The sequence below is a fragment of the Staphylococcus sp. GDY8P54P genome (genome assembly GCF_017892645.1).
Taxonomy (GTDB): Bacteria; Bacillota; Bacilli; order Staphylococcales; family Staphylococcaceae; genus Staphylococcus; species Staphylococcus ureilyticus.
Genome location: NZ_JAESLN010000029.1, coordinates 84,531 through 103,742, shown reverse-complemented (window position 1 = coordinate 103,742; position 19,212 = coordinate 84,531). Strand labels below are relative to the sequence as shown.

General features: G+C 33.9%; 20 protein-coding genes. 13 read left to right on the top strand and 7 right to left on the bottom strand.

Annotated elements, in window-relative coordinates:
- Nucleotides 1–129: 129 nt before the first annotated feature.
- Nucleotides 130–1,542, top strand: coding sequence for an MFS transporter (locus KA883_RS10150; RefSeq protein ID WP_046207266.1), 1,413 nt, complete (start codon nt 130–132; stop codon nt 1,540–1,542).
- A 306-nt stretch (nt 1,543–1,848) separates the two neighbouring features.
- A complete protein-coding gene (locus KA883_RS10145; protein ID WP_046207267.1) occupies nt 1,849–2,289 on the top strand; it encodes an ASCH domain-containing protein in 441 nt (146 codons plus the stop codon).
- A gap of 247 nt (nt 2,290–2,536) precedes the next feature.
- Here the strand turns inward: KA883_RS10145 and vraX are convergent, their stop codons facing one another.
- Nucleotides 2,537–2,707 (bottom strand): C1q-binding complement inhibitor VraX, encoded by a 171-nt coding sequence (gene vraX, locus KA883_RS10140; protein ID WP_019468209.1) that lies wholly within the window; start codon nt 2,705–2,707, stop codon nt 2,537–2,539.
- Between the two features lie 284 nt (nt 2,708–2,991).
- Between vraX and isaB the strand changes: the two genes are divergently transcribed.
- Nucleotides 2,992–3,519, top strand: a complete 528-nt coding sequence (gene isaB, locus KA883_RS10135) for an immunodominant staphylococcal antigen IsaB family protein (RefSeq protein ID WP_210139971.1) — start codon at nt 2,992–2,994, stop codon at nt 3,517–3,519.
- An 81-nt stretch (nt 3,520–3,600) separates the two neighbouring features.
- On the opposite strand, the gene thiD is transcribed toward isaB, so the two are convergent.
- The gene (thiD, locus tag KA883_RS10130; protein WP_046207268.1) at nt 3,601–4,431 is read right to left on the bottom strand and encodes a bifunctional hydroxymethylpyrimidine kinase/phosphomethylpyrimidine kinase; all 831 of its coding nucleotides are present in this window, start codon (nt 4,429–4,431) and stop codon (nt 3,601–3,603) included.
- A gap of 244 nt (nt 4,432–4,675) precedes the next feature.
- Here thiD and KA883_RS10125 point away from each other — a divergent pair, with 244 nt between their 5' ends.
- The 4 genes from KA883_RS10125 (at nt 4,676) to KA883_RS10110 (ending at nt 7,659) form a co-directional block, all read left to right on the top strand.
- Nucleotides 4,676–5,341 carry a uracil-DNA glycosylase gene (locus KA883_RS10125; protein ID WP_256277550.1) on the top strand — a complete coding sequence of 222 codons (666 nt, stop codon included), beginning with the start codon at nt 4,676–4,678 and terminating at the stop codon, nt 5,339–5,341.
- Nucleotides 5,342–5,346: 5 nt separating this feature from the next.
- Nucleotides 5,347–5,718, top strand: a complete 372-nt coding sequence (locus tag KA883_RS10120; RefSeq protein ID WP_046207270.1) for a DUF5327 family protein — start codon at nt 5,347–5,349, stop codon at nt 5,716–5,718.
- 24 nt (nt 5,719–5,742) lie between these two features.
- Entirely contained in the window at nt 5,743–6,105 is a 363-nt protein-coding gene (locus tag KA883_RS10115) for a DUF423 domain-containing protein (RefSeq protein ID WP_046207271.1), read from the top strand.
- A gap of 63 nt (nt 6,106–6,168) precedes the next feature.
- Nucleotides 6,169–7,659 carry an APC family permease gene (locus KA883_RS10110; protein ID WP_046207272.1) on the top strand — a complete coding sequence of 497 codons (1,491 nt, stop codon included), beginning with the start codon at nt 6,169–6,171 and terminating at the stop codon, nt 7,657–7,659.
- A 202-nt stretch (nt 7,660–7,861) separates the two neighbouring features.
- Here KA883_RS10110 and KA883_RS10105 read toward each other — a convergent pair whose 3' ends face one another.
- The 3 genes from KA883_RS10105 to hemQ form a co-directional block, all read right to left on the bottom strand.
- Nucleotides 7,862–8,314: a threonine/serine exporter family protein gene (locus KA883_RS10105; protein ID WP_046207273.1), complete on the bottom strand. Its 453-nt coding sequence runs from the start codon at nt 8,312–8,314 to the stop codon at nt 7,862–7,864.
- Nucleotides 8,315–8,325: 11 nt separating this feature from the next.
- Entirely contained in the window at nt 8,326–9,099 is a 774-nt protein-coding gene (locus tag KA883_RS10100) for a threonine/serine exporter family protein (protein WP_046207274.1), read from the bottom strand.
- A gap of 801 nt (nt 9,100–9,900) precedes the next feature.
- Nucleotides 9,901–10,650 carry a hydrogen peroxide-dependent heme synthase gene (hemQ, locus tag KA883_RS10095; protein ID WP_046207275.1) on the bottom strand — a complete coding sequence of 250 codons (750 nt, stop codon included), beginning with the start codon at nt 10,648–10,650 and terminating at the stop codon, nt 9,901–9,903.
- 171 nt (nt 10,651–10,821) lie between these two features.
- Between hemQ and pta the strand changes: the two genes are divergently transcribed.
- The 6 genes from pta (at nt 10,822) to KA883_RS10065 (ending at nt 16,954) form a co-directional block, all read left to right on the top strand.
- Entirely contained in the window at nt 10,822–11,808 is a 987-nt protein-coding gene (gene pta, locus KA883_RS10090; protein WP_046207276.1) for a phosphate acetyltransferase, read from the top strand.
- Nucleotides 11,808–12,647 (top strand): lipoate--protein ligase family protein, encoded by an 840-nt coding sequence (locus KA883_RS10085; protein WP_046207277.1) that lies wholly within the window; start codon nt 11,808–11,810, stop codon nt 12,645–12,647. Before pta ends, KA883_RS10085 begins: the two co-directional genes overlap by 1 nt.
- A 542-nt stretch (nt 12,648–13,189) precedes the next feature.
- Nucleotides 13,190–14,113, top strand: a complete 924-nt coding sequence (gene mvk, locus KA883_RS10080; protein WP_046207278.1) for a mevalonate kinase — start codon at nt 13,190–13,192, stop codon at nt 14,111–14,113.
- A 4-nt stretch (nt 14,114–14,117) separates the two neighbouring features.
- Entirely contained in the window at nt 14,118–15,101 is a 984-nt protein-coding gene (gene mvaD / locus KA883_RS10075; protein WP_046207279.1) for a diphosphomevalonate decarboxylase, read from the top strand.
- A gap of 12 nt (nt 15,102–15,113) precedes the next feature.
- Nucleotides 15,114–16,190 carry a phosphomevalonate kinase gene (locus tag KA883_RS10070; RefSeq protein WP_046207280.1) on the top strand — a complete coding sequence of 359 codons (1,077 nt, stop codon included), beginning with the start codon at nt 15,114–15,116 and terminating at the stop codon, nt 16,188–16,190.
- A 425-nt stretch (nt 16,191–16,615) separates the two neighbouring features.
- Nucleotides 16,616–16,954 (top strand): YuzB family protein, encoded by a 339-nt coding sequence (locus tag KA883_RS10065; RefSeq protein ID WP_046207281.1) that lies wholly within the window; start codon nt 16,616–16,618, stop codon nt 16,952–16,954.
- Nucleotides 16,955–17,133: 179 nt separating this feature from the next.
- Here the strand turns inward: KA883_RS10065 and KA883_RS10060 are convergent, their stop codons facing one another.
- On the bottom strand, nt 17,134–17,916 hold the full coding sequence (locus tag KA883_RS10060) for an SDR family NAD(P)-dependent oxidoreductase (protein ID WP_046207282.1): 783 nt from the start codon (nt 17,914–17,916) through the stop codon (nt 17,134–17,136).
- A gap of 19 nt (nt 17,917–17,935) precedes the next feature.
- Complete coding sequence (locus tag KA883_RS10055; RefSeq protein WP_046207283.1) at nt 17,936–19,183, bottom strand: MFS transporter; 1,248 nt, start codon at nt 19,181–19,183, stop codon at nt 17,936–17,938.
- Between the last annotated feature and the right edge of the window lie 29 nt (nt 19,184–19,212).

The following is a 19,212-nucleotide window of genomic DNA, read 5'->3' as shown; positions in this document are numbered from 1 at the left end:
TCCATATTTAAAAACAACCACAATTTTTGTATAAAAATTAAAAAATAGAATTTAAAAAATTTGAAACAGTTTGACATACACTCCGAACTCAGTATAATAAGTAAACATGTTAAGGGAGTGACTTAAATCGTGGATTATGAACAAGATTTTGATAAAAGTAATATTAATAAGGTGAATCCTAGAACTGCGAAAAAAACTGTATTTGCAACCGGTATTGGTAATGCGATGGAATGGTTCGATTTCGGGTTATATTCTTACCTAGCAGTTATATTGGGGCAAAACTTTTTTAGTTCGGTAGAAAATGACCAGTTAAAAACGATATTTACATTTGCCACATTTGCAATTGCATTTTTATTAAGACCAGTAGGTGGCATTATTTTTGGTATTATTGGTGATAAATTTGGTAGGAAAGTCGTTTTAACGACAACCATTATCATGATGGCATTTTCAACTTTGTTAATTGGTTTATTACCTACATATGATCAAATAGGTGTATGGGCGCCAATTTTACTATTATTAGGTAGAGTGCTTCAAGGGTTTTCAACTGGTGGAGAGTATGCAGGTGCGATGGTTTATGTTGCTGAATCCTCACCAGATAAATCTAGAAATGGTCTAGGTTCAGGTTTGGAAATTGGTACATTATCAGGTTATATCGCCGCATCAGTAATCAGTGGCTTACTATTTTTCTTTTTAAATGAGGAACAAATGGCTACATGGGGATGGAGAATACCATTTATTTTGGGTCTATTTTTAGGTATATTTGGTTTTTATTTAAGAAGAAAATTAGAGGAATCTCCAGTATTTGAAAATGAAATAGCTACACAACCTAAACGAGATAACATCGGATTTTTCACAATTGTTCGATATTACTACAAAGATATTATTGTATGTTTTGTAGCTGTAGCATTCTTTAATTGTACTAATTATATGGTAACTTCATATATGCCATCTTATTTACAACAAATAATTAAATTAGATAGCACAACGGTTTCTGTACTTATCACGGTTGTCATGGCAGTAATGATTCCATTGGCATTAATGTTTGGTAGAGTTGCAGATCGCATCGGAGAGAAAAAAGTCTTTTTAATCGGGCTATGTGGCACAGCTATCTTTAGTACTGTGGCATTTGCGTTATTCCAATCAGGTTCGTTGGTTTTAATAATTGTAGGTATATTTACGTTAGGATTTTTCTTGTCTACTTATGAAGCAACGATGCCAGGTTCATTACCAACGATGTTTTATACGCATATCCGTTATCGAACATTGGCGGTAACATTTAATGTGTCAGTATCATTATTTGGTGGAACAACACCGTTAATTGCATCTTCATTGGTTGCGAAAACAGGAGATCCGCTTTCACCAGCTTATTACTTAGCGGCAATGAGCGTTATAGGGATTATCGTTATTTCATTGTTACATGTCAGCACAGCAGGTAAATCGCTTAAAGGTTCATATCCAAATGTTCAAAGCGATGAAGAATATGATTATTATACGGAAAATCCTGAGAAAGCTTTATGGTGGGCAGACGATAAACGCGTATAAGCCGAATGACATTACAAACGACTATTAATATAATAGTATGCTAGCTATCGATACTAAAACGGAATAGTAGAAATTTAAAAATAGGTTATTCATTTCCTTTTAGAGTTAGGAAGTGAGTACCTATTTTTTTAGTAAATTTCACTATTATTGCAAGAAAGAATAGATTTTTTGCAATAATCTAGATATTTATATTTTAGTGTATTGCCTCATTTTGGTAGTAGAATAACATAGGATAGCAATGGTTATATCATTTATTTATGTTATGTTTAAGAAGGAAAAGGACATACATAGTTTGGAGGAAAAATGATGACAGTAGAACAATATTGGGAGAATTTTGTACAATTATTTCCATCTTATAAGGGCAAAACATATGAAGCATGGTCATTTGGTGTAGATGAGGATAAATTAGCAGAATTAGTAAAACAAGGTGAAAAAACGGCTACGACAAGTGGTTACGAAACTTATCAAGTTGATGGTGAACCACTACCTCAAGTGGGAGATGTGAGCGTGATTTTAAATAAAAAAGGGGAACCACAATGTGTGATTGAAACAACACATGTACATCAAACAACTTTTAATGCTGTCTCTGACCATCACGCTTATTTAGAAGGTGAAGGCGATAAGTCACTAGCTTACTGGCGTAAAGCACATATTGATTTCTTTGAACCTTACTATGCATCTCTAGGATTGGCATTTAACGAATCTACTATCGTAGTGTGTGAGGAATTTAAAGTTTTATATAAATAAGTAAAGTGGTACATAAGTTAGGATCGCTTCGAGTGTGCTCTCCAAGCAAACAAAGGGGACAATCTTTGCCTAACTATGTACCACTTAGGGTGAGTGTTTATAAGGGATGTGTTATACCATGTATATATAATGGGACAGTTACATATACATGGCGCATATTTCTAAAGGGGAATTCTTTGTTCTGTTTCTTCTAATTTTAGTCTTGGAACTTACGCTTCTGTTTTTTCATCGATGTATTGAAGTGTAGCTAATAACTTACATTTAAGTTATCAACATCACTTTCAAGTAGAGAGAGTAACGTATATAATTCATTCTTGCTGAAATTTTCATCGCATTTAACAGAAATCGTTTTGAACGTCTTGGTGATAATTTCATAGATAGGGTTACCATTCTCAAAAGATTGTTCGTAGATAATCATGATGTCATACCTCCTTGTCTCTCTACACTTATTATAATAATAGATATGTATGCGAAATACATGAGTCTACAGTATCAACTTTTTATCAGTCGAACGTCGTATAATCATAAAATACTTTATTTCAATTTTTGTTGTATTAATACTATCACTTAAATGCTTATACTATTAAAAAACAAAAATAATATATTGTTTATTTGGTTTATATTTGCACTTTTTGAAACATTTATGTAACATTGTAATCGAATCGTAATGCGATTCCAAAATTTTAAATGGAGTGATACAGAATGAATAAGATTGCAAAGACTTTTGTAGCTGGAAGCATTGTATTTGGAACTACATTAGGCATAAGCGTTTCTGATGAAGGCGTATCACATAGCGAAGCACAAGCAGCAACAACACCTTATTATCAATATGAAGGAAATGCTGGTAACGACCCTAGCTTTTTATTAAATGAACAATTTAAAAATGGAATCAAATATGGCAAGGTTACTTTTAATGGCGTGAATGTAAGTGCAAGAACAGTAGAGGGTGGCAAGACAACTCAGAAATATGACCAAACTTTCTCAGACTATTCAAAAGATGATAATATAGCAAGTAACGTTAATTTTTCTATAAAAGGGAACTTAACTTATGAGCAAGTCAAAGATGCTTATGGAAAAGATTTAAGTAAGATTAAAACACCAGATAAACAGCCTAAAGGTACAGGTTTATACGCATATCAATCTCAAAATAATGGCCCAACCGTTTTCTTTGAAATGAAAGATGGTCAAGTCAATGAAGTGAATATTGGGTATGGCGGATACGGTGGTTAAATAAAAACATAAATGAGTAAATTAACTTAAAAAGGCGCACGTTCATCATTAGAAATGGACGTGCGCTTAGTTTATATTTGATTAAACTTCTGTAACTTCGACATCGATGTGTTCTATACGATTATAGGCACCGTGGTCAACAGGACCGACGAAGTCGTTCATTTTCCAACCGTTTTTAATTGCAGATGCAACAAATGCTTTAGCAGCGATGACGGCTTCTTTTGGAGATTTGCCTTTTGCTAAATATGCAGTAGTTGCTGCGGCAAATGTACAACCAGCGCCGTGATTATAACTTTGTTGGAACATATCAGTAGTTAGTTGATAGTAGTTTTCCCCATCATAGTATAAGTCATAAGATTTATCTTGATCTAACGCTTTACCACCTTTAATTATAACGTGTTGTGCACCTTGTTGATGAATGATATCAGCAGCTTTTTTCATATCGTCTATTGATTTTAAAGTGCCGAGGTTTGCAAGTTGACCAGCTTCGAATAAATTCGGTGTTACGACTGTAGCTTTTGGTAACAAATATTCAATCATTGCATCAGTATTGCCTGGATTTAAAACTTCATTTTCTCCTTTGCATACCATAACTGGATCTACTACAAAGTAGTTCGCACCAGATTCAACATATGCTTCGCCGGCACGTTTGATAATTTCTTGTGTCCCTAGCATGCCCGTCTTCACTGCATCCGGACCGATTGATATAGCTGTTTCTAATTGTTTTTCAAAAACATCGAATGGAATTGGCGTAACATCATGAGACCAAGATTCTTTATCCATTGTTACAATTGATGTTAATGCAACAATACCGTATGTTCCTAACTCTTGGAATGTTTTTAAATCTGCTTGCATGCCTGCGCCAGCACTTGTATCTGAACCAGCAATGGTTAAAGTTTTTTTCAATGCCATTAATTTTCACTCCTAAATATGCTTTTATATATATCATACCACGTTTGTCGACTATTCTAAATCATGACGTTTACAATGTAATAAGGTTACAATGATGAATAAATTAGTATATCCTTTTGATTCTATTACTGATACATATTAAAATGAAATAAAATATATTCATTTTAATTGTGTTTATGATAAAGTGAGTACTACTAATCTCACGAGCGAGTAAGTAGTGCTTTATGTTACTATATTAATCGAGGTGAGCGATATGGAGTGGTCGGATGTTTTTCATAAAATTACTACAGAACATGATTTTACTGAAATGCATAATTTTTTAGAAAATGAATATACGACAAAGATAGTATATCCAGATAGGGAAAATATTTATCAGGCTTTTGATTTAACGCCTTTTGAAAAAGTGAAAGTTGTTATCTTAGGTCAAGATCCTTATCACGGACCAAATCAAGCACACGGTTTAGCATTTTCTGTGCAACCGAATGCTAAATTTCCGCCTTCATTAAGAAACATGTATAAAGAACTTGAAGACGATATCGGTTGTGTAAGAAAATCACCACATTTACAAGATTGGGCAAGAGAAGGCGTTTTATTATTAAATACTGTTTTGACAGTCCGACAAGGAGAAGCGCATTCTCACAGAGATATAGGGTGGGAAACTTTTACGGATGAAGTCATTAAAACAGTTTCAGAAAATTTGAGTAATGTTGTGTTTATATTGTGGGGTAAGCCTGCACAACAAAAAATAAAACTGATTGACACAGCGAAACATCATATTATTAAATCACCACATCCAAGCCCATTATCTGCATATCGCGGATTTTTCGGTTCAAAACCGTATTCATTAACAAATGCATATTTACAAAAAAATGGTATTGAACCTATAAACTGGTGTGAAAGTGGGTTGTAAAATAAATGGAAAAAGAGAAAATTATTCAACTTATTGAGCAAGAATTAGTTCAAGCAGATGAAGCTAAAAATGATGCAGAATTTGAAAAGCATATCTATGCCATTCATACACTAACGTCACTCGTAAATAGTTCAAATAACACACATCATTTTAAAGATAATACGTATTCAGTATCTGATTCATTCAAATCATCTCGAAATGTAGAACAAACTGCTGCAAGTAAGAAGCAAGGCATCTCAGCAGAAGAAATTCAAGCAATGGGCGGAAAAGTACCTGCCTCATCGACAAAATTTGCAAATGCTAATACTTCACTAAATGCTAATAAATTGGTAACAGATGATGAAATTGGTAATGGAGATTCAATATTTGATTTTTAATTCAAGAAAGAGAGGTTAATTTTTATGAAATTATTTATTATTCTCGGTGCTTTAAATGCTTTAATGGCTGTTGGTACTGGTGCATTTGGCGCGCATGGTTTGGAAGGTAAGTTATCGGATAAATATTTATCCGTATGGGAAAAAGCAACTACTTATCAAATGTATCACGGCCTTGGTTTACTATTAATTGGGATTATAAGTGGTACAACGTCAATTAATGTGAATTGGGCAGGATGGCTATTATTCTTAGGTATTGTATTTTTCAGTGGTTCGCTATATATTTTAGCATTAACTCAAATTCGTATACTTGGAGCAATTACACCAATTGGAGGTATTTTATTTATTATAGGTTGGTTAATGTTAGTGATTGGTACGATTAAATTATAAATTTATAATTGTTATAGAATTCATCTTAGGGGTATAATACATCCCATGAGGTGAATTTTATTTATGGGAAAAAATGATAGGAAAGTAGATAGAGGAGATTTAAAACAAAACTTATCTGAGAAATTTGTTTGGGCAATTGCCTATGGTTCATGTATCGGCTGGGGTGCATTTATTTTACCTGGTGATTGGATTGGTCAATCTGGACCTATTCCAGCAGCTATAGGTATTGTCATTGGCGCATTATTAATGATTTTAATTGCGGTAAGCTACGGCGCACTTGTTGAACGCTTCCCAGTTTCTGGTGGGGCTTTTGCGTTTAGCTTTTTAGGTTTTGGTAGATACGTAAGTTTTTTCTCATCTTGGTTTTTAACTTTTGGTTATATTTGTGTGGTAGCCTTAAACGCAACTGCATTCAGTTTATTAATTAAATTTTTATTACCTGATGTTTTAGAAACAGGTAAATTATATACCATCGCAGGATGGGATGTTTATATTACCGAAATATTAATTGCATCATTGTTATTGATTGTATTTATGTTTATTGCGATTAAGGGCACGAGTGTTTCAGGCTCACTACAATTTTATTTCTGTGTGGCAATGGTCATTACAATCTTACTGCTATTTTTCGGCTCGTTCTTTGGTAATAATTTTTCATTGGAAAATTTACAACCATTAGCGAACAAAGAAAAAGGCTGGCTTACATCAATTGTAATGATAGTTGCAGTAGCACCGTGGGCTTATGTAGGTTTTGATAATATCCCACAAACTGCCGAAGAATTTGATTTTTCTCCAAATAAAACGTTTAAACTGATTGTGTATAGTTTGTTAGCAGCAGCATTCACATATGTGTTAATGATTTTATATACAGGCTGGCTAAGTAGCTCAGAAACGAGTTTGAACGGGCAATTATGGTTAACAGGTGCCGTCACGAGTGGTGCATTCGGCTATATAGGTTTAGCAATTTTAGCGATTGCTATTATCATGGGTATTTTTACTGGTTTAAATGGATTTTTAATGAGTTCAAGTCGTCTATTATTCTCAATGGGACGTTCAGGTATTATGCCTTCAGTATTTAGTAAACTGCATAGTAAATATAAAACACCATATGTGGCAATCATATTCCTTGTAGCTATCACATTGATTGCACCTTGGTTAGGTCGTACAGCATTGACATGGATCGTTGATATGTCATCTACAGGTGTTTCAATCGCTTACTTTATTACATGTTTATCAGCAGCGCGTTTATTTAGCTATGACAAAACAAGTAACACTTATGGTCCGGTATATAAGACATTTGCGATTATAGGTACAGTAGTATCATTTGTTTTCTTATTACTATTATTAATTCCTGTTTCACCAGCTGGACTATCAATGCCATCTTATATTGCATTATTTGGTTGGTTAATTATAGGATTAATCTTTTTCGTAATTCGTTATCCTAAATTAAAACAAATGGATAATGATAAACTAAGTAAATTGATATTAAATCGTTCTGAAGATGAAGTAGTGAATCTGATTAATGAGAATAAAGTGACGAACCAAACACATAAATAGAAGTTAATCATTGATTATTTATGAAATAAACATATAAATCATTGGAAACGGATTTTCTGAAAAATTTTGAATATGAAACGACTCCTATCAATAGCAGTGGACTTTAAGTTCATATTGATAGGAGTTTTTAAAATCAAATAATGATATTTAATACAAAAAATCTGAGGACTTTAAAGATCCTCAGATTTTTTATGTTCAATGCTCATATGTGTTTTTTGCTAAATTTTGTGCCAGAAACGATGAGTTTAGATATTTGATCAGCAAATAATAAGCCTAAAGCGATTGCGCCGGCAATTAGCGTTACTTCTAGCATCGTGTTAATAGCTTTACTAAAGTCTAACAAAATAAGATTTTTAGTAGCGTCAAAGGCTAATCCTCCAGGCACCAATGGTATAATACCTGGTACCATAAATAGAATCACTGGTTCTTTTTTATAGCGAGCCATTACATGACTAAGTAAACCCAATGCTAGACTTCCAAAGAAGCTTGAATAAATTGTATGAAGTTCGAGACCATCATAAAACAATGTATAAACCATCCAACCACATGCACCAACAATTCCAACAGCATTATATAAATATTTTGGAACATCAAATATAATACCGAAGAAGAGTGAAGCGGTATAACTAAATATTAAATTTAAAATCCAAAACATAAGCATTGCTCCTAAGAAATAATAAGTATTGTACCGACACCTGCACCAATACCAAAGGCAGTTACTAGGGCTTCTAATGATTTAGTAGTAAACATTAACATATGCCCGCTAAATAAATCTTGAATTGCATTTGTAATTAAAACACCAGGTACGATTGGCATCACAGCTGATATAATAATTGTTGAAATAGAGCCACCTTGTATGATGGCATTTCCAAACACTGCCACTGCTCCAATAACGAGAGCCCCCATAAATTCTGGAATGAATTTAGTGTGTAAATTTCTATTCAAAAGTTCTACAACTAGATACCCTAAAGCACCTGCAACGAGTGCAGTGAATACATCCACTAAATAACCACCTTGTAAATATAGAAAACTGATTGAGATAATCGCAGCGGCAATAAATTTAAAAAATAAATCATGATTAATGCTTTGTTCATGATATATTTTTTGTAATTCTTGATATGCATCTTCAACGGATAGCGTCCCCTCGGAAAGTTGTCTAGAAACGCGATTGGTTCTTGATATACGATGTAGATTGGTGTCTCTAGTTCGTATTCTATAAATTCTTGGATAAGATTCATTATGTAACATAAAATTAATGACTGTATTTGTAACAAAACTATTACTTTCTGTATAACCTAACGTGAAAGCAATACGCGTCATTGTATCTTCTACACGCGAACCTTCTGCCCCAGACTCAAGTAAGATTCTGCCAGCGAGGATTATGACATCTTTTGCTATTTTTTCTTCATAATTTTCTGAGTATTGAACATTTCTTGTCATTTAATCACCAATTATATTTTATTTAACTAAACTATTCGTAACTGTATTTTCATGGGATATATAAGTAAGTTAATATTTTTTATTGTAACACTTTATTCAAATGATATGTTGGGTAAAAAGACACATATTGTGTTTTAAAAAAATGAGTTTTATACAACTTTAGTAATGCAAATATGTTTCAAATATTTCAAATAGGTTAAAATAGTATTAGTTGACTGTTACAAAATATTGAGTAGCGACAATATTTAACAGTTGACCCTTAAATTAAGTAGTGATTAAAGTTCTCCCAAACACACTACATTCAGACAGGCACACTTGTTTTATTTCAAGTGTGCCTTTTTTTAGTCGCTCTACTTTCTACGAAGTAGAAAGTTAGAGCGACTTATGCATGCGAGGAGCATGCGAACCGCCGAATCAAACGAAGTAGAAAGTTAGAGCGACTTATGCATGCGAGGAGCATGCGAACCGAATCAAACGAAGTAGAAAGTTAGAGCGACTAATGCATGTAACTTATGACAATAGCTATCTTTTGAGATTTAGTAGTCAAATTCAAACATAGGTATTGAATGATTTATTGTGATTGTACCTAAAAGTGCAAAATATAAATGGCAGTGCGTCTAAAATATATACGTTTGAGACGTAATTGTAGTTATATATGAATGCAAAAAATGATATATAAAAAGCCCCTCCATTATTAAATGAAGGGGTTGATCATAGTTTATAAAAAATAAAATTATACTCTAAAACAAGAAAGATTGTAATTTGTATTAAAAACAACATTAGTTAAAATATAGTGATAAATTATATTTCAAAAAGTGTTGGTAAACTATCTTTGGTGATAATGTTACCCACATAGAAACTGCCGAAATCACCGTAACGTGCCGTCGTTTCGTCAAATCTCATTTCAGAAACAATTTTTTTAAATTGAAGTGGGTCATCTGCAAATAGCGTGACACCCCATTCGAAATCATCAAAGCCCATAGAGCCTGTGATAAATTGTTTGATTTTACCAGCATATTGACGACCGATTTTACCGTGATTGTACATTAGTTCTTGTCTTTCTTCTAATGGCAACATATACCAGTTATAAGTTTCATTACGACGTTTGTCCATAGGATAGAAACAAATATATTCGGATTGAGGTAATTCTGGATATAATCTTGGTTTGATATGTGGATTTTCGTATGGATCTTCGTCAGATTTTCCTGCTAAATAATTGCCGAGTTCAATAATCGAAACATATGAGTATGTCGGAATTAAAAAGTCAGTGATTTTCAATTTGTTAAATTCATTTTCAAAAGCATTTAAATCTTTTAATTCAGGACGTAATGCCCATAAAAGAATATCTGCTTTTTGACCAGTAATATTATAAAATGCGTGATCGCCGACATGGTTCGTACGTGCTTCTTTGTGTTTATCTAAAAATGATTGCAACTCTTCAACTAACGTTTGACGTTCATTTTCTGGGACTAGACGTAAACTAGCCCAATCTATAGCATATAATAAATGTAAACTATACCAACCATCTAAAGTTTCTGGCGCTTGTGGCATATTGAATCGCTCCTTTATAAATAATTCTATATCTACACTGAAAATTCTATCATAAAGGTAACTGTAAAACATAAGTAAATGATTACAAATTGGTGACATGGAATTCTATAAAAAAATGACGTATAATAGTAATGGAAAAAATAATAGTATTAAAAATTTGAGGAGGCCCATATGTCTTTATTAGATGTATTACAAGAGAAATTGTCAGGAAAAAATGTGAAAATTGTTTTACCTGAAGGAGAAGATGAACGCGTATTAACTGCGGCAACACAATTACAAAGTACAGATTATGTAACACCAGTTTTATTAGGTAATGAAGCAAATGTTAATGCGTTAGCTAAAGACAAAGGTTTAGATATTTCAAACTTAGAAATTATCGATCCTGAAACGAGTGATTTGAAACAAGAGTTAGTGACAGCTTTTGTTGAACGTCGTAAAGGGAAAGCAACTGAAGCCCAAGCTCAAGAAATGTTAAAAGACGTAAATTACTTTGGTACGATGCTAGTATATACTGGTAAAGCTGAAGGTTTAGTAAGTGGTGCTGCGCACTCTACAGGTGATACCGTTCGTCCAGCCCTACAAATTATAAAAACAAAACCAGGTGTAACTAAAACATCAGGTATATTCTTTATGATCAAAGGTGAAGAACAATATATCTTTGGTGATTGTGCGATTAATCCTACATTAGAAGCACAAGATTTAGCGGAAATTGCAGTAGAAAGTGCAAAATCTGCTCAAAGTTTTGGCATGTCTCCACGTGTAGCAATGTTAAGTTTTTCAACAAAAGGTTCTGCAAAATCGGATGATGTTGAAAAAGTTTCCAATGCGGTAGCGTTAGCACAAGAAAAGGTTGAAACTGATCAACTTAAAGATGTGGTTATTGATGGAGAATTCCAATTTGATGCAGCAATTGTACCTGAAGTTGCTAAGAAAAAGGCACCGGATGCACAAATTCAAGGCGATGCAAATGTATTTATTTTCCCAAGTTTAGAAGCGGGTAATATTGGATATAAAATCGCACAACGCCTTGGTGGTTATGATGCGGTAGGCCCGGTATTACAAGGTCTTAATTCACCAGTAAATGATTTATCTCGTGGTTGTTCAATAGAAGACGTGTATAATTTATCAATCATCACTGCTGCACAAACATTACAATAATGGATTTAGCAAGTAAGTACTTTAATAGTGCCACTTGGCGTTATGTAGATCATTCTTCTGGTTTAGCACCGATGCAGTCATTTGCATTTGATGATACTTTGTCAGAAAGTGTAGGCAAAGATTTATCAAGCAGTGTGGTACGTACTTGGATACATCAACATACAATTATTTTAGGTATCCATGATTCAAGATTACCGCACTTGCAAGATGGTATTCGCTATTTAACTGAAGAACGAGGGTATAATGCGATTGTGAGAAACTCGGGTGGTCTAGGTGTTGTATTAGACCAAGGTGTACTCAATATTTCACTTATTTTTAAAGGCAAGCATGATATTACGATTGATGAAGCATTTTCAGTCATGTACTTATTAGTGTCGAAAATGTTTGAAGACGATGATGTTGAAATTGAGACCTATGAGATTGAACAATCATATTGTCCAGGTAAATTTGATTTAAGTATAAATGGAAAGAAATTTGCCGGTATTTCGCAAAGACGTGTTCGAGGTGGCATAGCTGTCCAAGTATATCTATGCGTTGAAGGCGATGGCAGTGAACGCGCTGCATTGATGAAAGCATTTTATGAACGCGCATTACAAGGCGAGCGTACTAAATTTGAATACCCCGATATTGATCCTCAATGCATGGCATCTTTATCGCAATTATTAGGCAGAACATTAACAGTTCAAGATGTGATGTTCCAGTTACTATATGCGTTAAAAGATTTAGGCGCCAATTTGACGATGGAAGACATTACGGATGATGAGTGGCAACGATATGAAGGTTATTTTGACAAGATGATTGAACGCAATGCTAAAGTTAATCAAAAAATGGACGAATGAGACAAAGACTAGAAACGATACAATATAATGTATTCGTTTTTAGTCTTTTTATTTATAATTGCATAATAGAAAGATGACTATAATTTGTTGAATTATAGTAATTAAATAAGTAATATAGTGAAAGTATACGTTAAAAATCAAAAATAAATTAATAAAATAAAGTGAAGTTTTTGAATAATAGGTCATCGCGTTTTATAATAAATAAGTATTGTTTATAATTAGTAGCAGGTATTAACTTTTTGCTCATTTCGTTCAATTTTGATACAAATTAAAAAACTATGTCTCAAGACGTATGTCAATATATGAAATTTGTGAGATAATATACTTTGATTTGTGTGAAAATCGATTGAGTTGTGTAAAAATGCACGTAATGGTTGCTTGATTAAAAATGAAAAGCATGAATACTATAGCGAAATGCTATTAAACACAAAATTTCCCGGGAAATGTTAATATAACTAGGAATGAAATTGAGATTAATAAAAATCGCGGTGCAAAGCATATATTATTTAAATTTAAAGAAAATACTAAAGGTGATTGAAAATATGGCACAACAAGGTTATGGGGAAGCGAATGGCAAGGTGATTTTAATAGGTGAGCACGCGGTGACATTTGGAGAGCCTGCAATTGCGATTCCATTTACGACAGGGAGAGTGAGTGCATTAATTGAGTCTTTAAATGCATCAGAGTCTTCCTATATTAAAAGTGAAGTGTATGATGGTGAATTGGTTTACGCACCTGAACACTTAAAATCAGTAATAACGAGGTTTATTGATAAATATGATATTGCAACACCCATCAAAGTTTCTATAGATACGAACTTACCACCATCAAGAGGCCTAGGATCAAGTGCTGCAATGGCAGTCGCATTTGTACGTGCGAGTTTCGATTATATAAATAAACCATTAACAGATGCGGTTTTGATAGAAGAAGCGAATTGGGCAGAACGTATTGCGCATGGCAAACCCAGTGGGATAGATACCCAAACCATAGTATCTAACAAGCCAGTTTGGTTTCAAAAAGGAAAGGTTACTACATTAAAGCCTTTAGATTTAAATGGGTATATGGTTGTGATAGACACTGGTATTCGTGGTTCAACAAAACAAGCAGTAGAAGACGTACATAATTTATGTAAAGCAGATAGTGGATACCTTAGCTTTGTCGAACATATCGGCAAATTGGTATATGAGGCGCGAGATTCTATCGAACACCATAACTTTGAACAACTTGCTACGGTATTTAATTTGTGTCAAGAGAATTTAAGAACACTCACTGTTAGTCATGAAAAAATTGAGCAATTGTTAGAGGTTAGTAAAGAGCAAGGTGCTATAGCTGGTAAATTAACTGGAGGAGGTAGAGGCGGAAGTATGATTGTTCTAGCTTCTACTTTAGAAACGGCTGAAAAAATTGTGGAAAGTGCACAATCGTTAGGTGCACATCATACATGGATTGAATATTTAGGAGGTTAGTAAGGTGGTTAGTAGTGGCAAAGCACGTGCACATACAAATATTGCACTGATTAAATATTGGGGGAAAGCTGATGAAGCCTATATTATTCCAATGAATAATAGCTTGTCGGTAACATTAGATCGGTTTTATACAGAGACTAAAGTAACTTTTTCTGAACAATATACTAAAGATTTATTGATTTTAAATGGACAAACAGTAGATGATGCTGAAGCAACTAAAATTCGTCGTTTTATGGATATTGTTAGAGAACTGGGTAAAACATCTATGTATGCGCATATCGAAAGTGATAATTTCGTACCAACAGCTGCAGGTTTAGCCTCATCAGCAAGTGCTTATGCCGCATTAGCAGCAGCATGTAATGAAGCTTTAAAACTTGGATTAACGGGTAAAGCATTATCTAGACTTGCTCGAAGAGGATCAGGATCAGCTTCTAGAAGTATCTATGGCGGTTTTGTAGAGTGGGAAAAAGGTCATGATGATGCATCATCATATAGTTTCCCGATTGATGCAGATCACTGGGAAGATGATTTGTCAATGATATTTGTCGTGATCAATAATCAAACAAAAAAAGTTTCTAGTCGTGCTGGTATGTCACATACGCGTGATACATCTCGTTTTTACCAATACTGGTTAGATCATGTAGATGAAGACATAGCGTCAGTTAAGCATGCGATTAAAGACAAAGATTTTAAGTACTTAGGAGAAGTTATTGAAGAGAATGGCTTGAGGATGCATGCAACAAATTTAGGTTCACAGCCTCCTTTTACATATATGGTAGAAGATAGTTATTTAGCTATGGATATTGTACATCAATGTCGCGAAGCTGGTTACCCTTGTTATTTCACAATGGATGCAGGACCCAACGTTAAAATTTTAGTAGAAAAGAAAAATCAACAGGCAGTCATTGATGCACTGAAAAAATCATTTAATGATGATCAAATTATTGCAAGTGACATTACACGTACAGGTGTTGAAATTATTGAGTAAGGAAGAGATAACATGATTCAAGTAAAAGCGCCAGGTAAGCTCTATATTGCAGGTGAGTATGCTGTTACTGAACCTGGGTATAAATCTGTGTTAATAGCTGTTAATAGATTTGTAACGGCTTCAATTGAAGACTCTAATGCTTCAGAAGGTACAATCCACTCAAAGACATTACATCATGAGCCAGTTACATTTCAAAGAGAAGAAGATAAGATAGTCTTATCTGATTTATATGCAGCAAAGCAATTAAAATACGTCATCACAGCTATAGAAGTTTTTGAGCAATTTGTGAGTAGTAATCACATTGACCTAAAACATTTTAATTTAACGATAGATAGTAATCTAGATGACGCAAATGGTCATAAATACGGTTTAGGTTCAAGTGCAGCAGTACTTGTATCTGTAGTAAAAGCTTTAAATGAATTTTATGAGATGCATTTATCAAATCTTTATATTTATAAACTTGCAGTGATTGCAAATATGAAATTGCAAAGTTTGAGTTCTTGTGGAGATATCGCAGTTAGTGTATACACAGGATGGCTTGCTTATAGTACATTTGATCATGAGTGGGTTTCACAACAAATTGAAGATACCTCTGTCAACGAAGTACTAAATAAAAACTGGCCAGGTTTACATATTGAGCCACTACAACCACCAGAAAATATGGAAGTCTTAATTGGTTGGACAGGATCGCCTGCGTCTTCACATCACTTAGTGAGTGAAGTGAAACGTTTGAAATCTGACCCTACATTTTACGGGAAATTTTTAGAACGTTCACATGCTTGCGTAGAAAAATTAATTCATGCCTTTAAAACGAATCACATCAAAGGTGTACAGCAAATGATCCGGATGAATCGTGAAATTATTCAATCCATGGATAATGAGGCTACGATTGATATTGAAACTGCACATTTGAAAGTGTTATGCTCTGTAGCTGAAAAATATGGTGGTGCTGCTAAAACATCAGGCGCTGGTGGCGGTGACTGTGGTATCACAATCATTAATAATGAAGTTGATAAACAATCAATTTATAAAGAATGGCTAGAAAATGAAGTGAAACCGTTAGAGTTTAGTATCTATCATGGACAATAAGCTTAGGAAAAATAATTTTTAAATGTTGCGTTGTCTAATCCTAGCAAGGATGAGCAGGGATAATGCTTTAGTTGAGTTGAAACTCATATATAAGTTATACTATCGTAATAATAAATTGAGAAGCGACACGGCTGTGACAATTGATTTGTCCAGCCGATTTTTGATTGAATTATAAAAATCAGACAGAAAAGTATATAGAAAAAAGTAGTATCATGAACGTTAAATGCTATGTTTTCATACACAACTTTTAGATCTAATGGGGCATAACTTGAAAAAAATTAAAAATAGAGTAAAATAATTAGAGTTGTAATTTATCGTTATAAATATATTGATGTGGCTTTGATAGGAAATTGAGCGCATATTTCACATAATTTATCAGTAAAATGAGTGAATCATTCACGTTTGGAAAGATGAGGGGATTGATTTTGCAAAATAAATTTTTAATCTGCGATGATTGTCAGGGCGTTAATTGTAAATCTTTACAGAAAAAACTGACAAAATTAGATCCTTATGCAGAAATAGAAATAGGTTGTCAATCGTATTGTGGTCCTGGTCGACGTAAAACTTTTGCATTTGTTAATAATCGCCCATTAGCAGCCTTAACTGAAGATGAGCTTATGGAAAAAATTGAAAAACAGTTGCAAAAACCTAGAGATCCTGAAGAGGAAGAGCGCCTTAGAAAACGCAATGAGGAACGTAAACGACGTAAAGAAGAACAAGATCGCAAACTGAAAGAAAAATTAGCTAAGAAGAAAAGTAAGTGAAAGACACTCAAGGTGACACATATGAAATGATTGAATTGCACAATGCAGTTTAATCATTTTTGTACTAATGAATATAAAAAAACACTTTTGTTCATGCCGACATAATGTATGTGCATTGAGCAAAAGTGTTTTTTAATTTAATATATTATTGAAACTAGACCATTATATGCTATTAATGTTTATAGTGCTGTGTAACCACCATCAATTGTGAAGACACTACCTTGTGCAAATGAAGATGCATCAGATGCAAGATATACAACGATACCACCGAGTTCATTTGGTGTGCCTGGTCTGCCCATAGGTGTGAATCCCATCCAGTCTTCAATCATTGCTCCACCTTGATCAAAGAAAGGTTTCGTAAGTTCTGTTTTCATATAACCCGGGGCAATTGTGTTTACTTTAATATTGTATTTTGACCATTCCATAGCTAAACTTTTCGTCAACATGATGACACCAGCTTTGGAAGCATTGTACGAACATTGTTCTTGAGGTTTATTAGCAATTAGTCCTGACATAGAGGATGTATTAATGATAGAACCATAGCCTTGTTTAATCATTACACGCCCAACGGATTGTGCAACTAAGAAAATGCCGTTCAGATTTAAATTTATAACTTTATTCCAATCTTCAAATGACATTTCTTCAGCTTTTGCATTAATCGTCATGCCAGCATTATTAACTAAAATATCAATTTTATTAAATTGTTTTGTAACTTCTTCGACCATTTGATTTACAGCATCTGGATTTGTAACATCTACTTTTAGAGCAATCGCTTCTACGCTTTCAGTTTCACGAATTTCTTGTGCAGTATCATTAGCTACCGCTTCATTAATGTCAGCGATAACGATGTTAGCACCAGCTTGTGCTAATGCAGTAGCCATGGCTTTGCCTAAGCCCATCGCACCCCCTGTTACAATTGCTACTTTTCCATCTAATTTAAATTGTTCTAATATATTTGTCATGTTAAAACTCCTGTCCTTTTTAATGATTTGGTTGGTTAACTTTCATAAAGAAAGTTAGTATAAATCCTATGAAATAAATAATTGCATATGTCCAAATAGTTAATACAGGACCTCCTATCGGTACGGTTAACGTTGCGATAGCTGGTCCGACAAAGTTGCTTAAGCCAGCAGATAAATTATGAATAGAAACCGCTGCCCCTTTATGATTTGGTTCTAAAATGGGGAAAATGGCTGACATCGGTACAAATGCCGCGACAGCAAAACCAAATACAATCGCTACTGCACCAGCAACCCAAATGTTGGGTCCAGTCGAGATTGGTAAATAGTAAAATGCTAATGTAGAAATCACCATTCCCATACAGCCAAACCACCGCACTTGTCGTACCCATCCGATTTTATCGCCAACCACACCCCAAAATAGGTTAGTAAAAATAGTTACAATATACATTAATCCCCAAATTCGCAACCATTCTGATGTAGTAAATCCTACGGTATCAGTGAATACGATTGGCATGATAACGACAAGACCAAACAAGGCTAATTGGTTAATGATTCTAACTACGCAAGCAATAGCAACTTGAGGATTTTTTAAAATGGTTATTCCTTTAGCGAATTCAAGTAATATCTCTTTGGGCGTTAATCTATCGGATTCTTTCTCAGAGCCTTTTCTATCTTTAACTAAAAACATGGCCATTAAACCACCGATTAAAATGAATATTATGGAAGACCATAATGTTCCCATAAATCCAATCCAAGGTATTGTAAAACTAGGTAGATAGGTTCCTAAAAACCCGATACCCACGGAATACATTGCCCAGAACCAGCCCATAGCTGAAGCTAGACGATGTTTTGGAGCTGAATACGTAATCCAGACGACGAAGCTATAGATAAACATCGGATAGGCAAAGCCTCTAATACCATACATAATTAACATCATTGGATAGCTATGTTGCTCTAACCCTAAAGTTAAAAAACCGATATGAAAAATAATCCAAATGATAAACGCAAATGCCATTATTTTTCTCGGGCTAAAAATTTCAGCCAAAATACCGGAAAGCCAAGATGCAACTGCTACAATAAGACCATAAAGTGTTAAGACTGCGGATGCTTGATGTGCTTCAAACCCAAGACTAACAATATATTTTGATAAAAAAGCTTGTTCAATACCATCACCAGTCATGAAAATAGCTACTGCGATATAACCCCAAATTAAAGTTAACGGTAAGCCTAAAAATTGCTTAGAGCTATCTGTACTTAGTGTATTCACAAAAATCTCTCCTAATCTTTAAATATGAT

Coding starts and splice junctions, on each gene's coding strand:
- KA883_RS10145 (WP_046207267.1), top strand. CDS start 1,849: ATGACAGTAGAACAATATTGGGAGAATTTTGTACAATTATTTCCATCT.
- vraX (WP_019468209.1), bottom strand. CDS start 2,707: ATGATTATCTACGAACAATCTTTTGAGAATGGTAACCCTATCTATGAA.
- isaB (WP_210139971.1), top strand. CDS start 2,992: ATGAATAAGATTGCAAAGACTTTTGTAGCTGGAAGCATTGTATTTGGA.
- thiD (WP_046207268.1), bottom strand. CDS start 4,431: ATGGCATTGAAAAAAACTTTAACCATTGCTGGTTCAGATACAAGTGCT.
- KA883_RS10120 (WP_046207270.1), top strand. CDS start 5,347: ATGGAAAAAGAGAAAATTATTCAACTTATTGAGCAAGAATTAGTTCAA.
- KA883_RS10115 (WP_046207271.1), top strand. CDS start 5,743: ATGAAATTATTTATTATTCTCGGTGCTTTAAATGCTTTAATGGCTGTT.
- KA883_RS10110 (WP_046207272.1), top strand. CDS start 6,169: ATGGGAAAAAATGATAGGAAAGTAGATAGAGGAGATTTAAAACAAAAC.
- KA883_RS10105 (WP_046207273.1), bottom strand. CDS start 8,314: ATGTTTTGGATTTTAAATTTAATATTTAGTTATACCGCTTCACTCTTC.
- KA883_RS10100 (WP_046207274.1), bottom strand. CDS start 9,099: ATGACAAGAAATGTTCAATACTCAGAAAATTATGAAGAAAAAATAGCA.
- hemQ (WP_046207275.1), bottom strand. CDS start 10,650: ATGCCACAAGCGCCAGAAACTTTAGATGGTTGGTATAGTTTACATTTA.
- pta (WP_046207276.1), top strand. CDS start 10,822: ATGTCTTTATTAGATGTATTACAAGAGAAATTGTCAGGAAAAAATGTG.
- KA883_RS10085 (WP_046207277.1), top strand. CDS start 11,808: ATGGATTTAGCAAGTAAGTACTTTAATAGTGCCACTTGGCGTTATGTA.
- mvk (WP_046207278.1), top strand. CDS start 13,190: ATGGCACAACAAGGTTATGGGGAAGCGAATGGCAAGGTGATTTTAATA.
- KA883_RS10070 (WP_046207280.1), top strand. CDS start 15,114: ATGATTCAAGTAAAAGCGCCAGGTAAGCTCTATATTGCAGGTGAGTAT.
- KA883_RS10060 (WP_046207282.1), bottom strand. CDS start 17,916: ATGACAAATATATTAGAACAATTTAAATTAGATGGAAAAGTAGCAATT.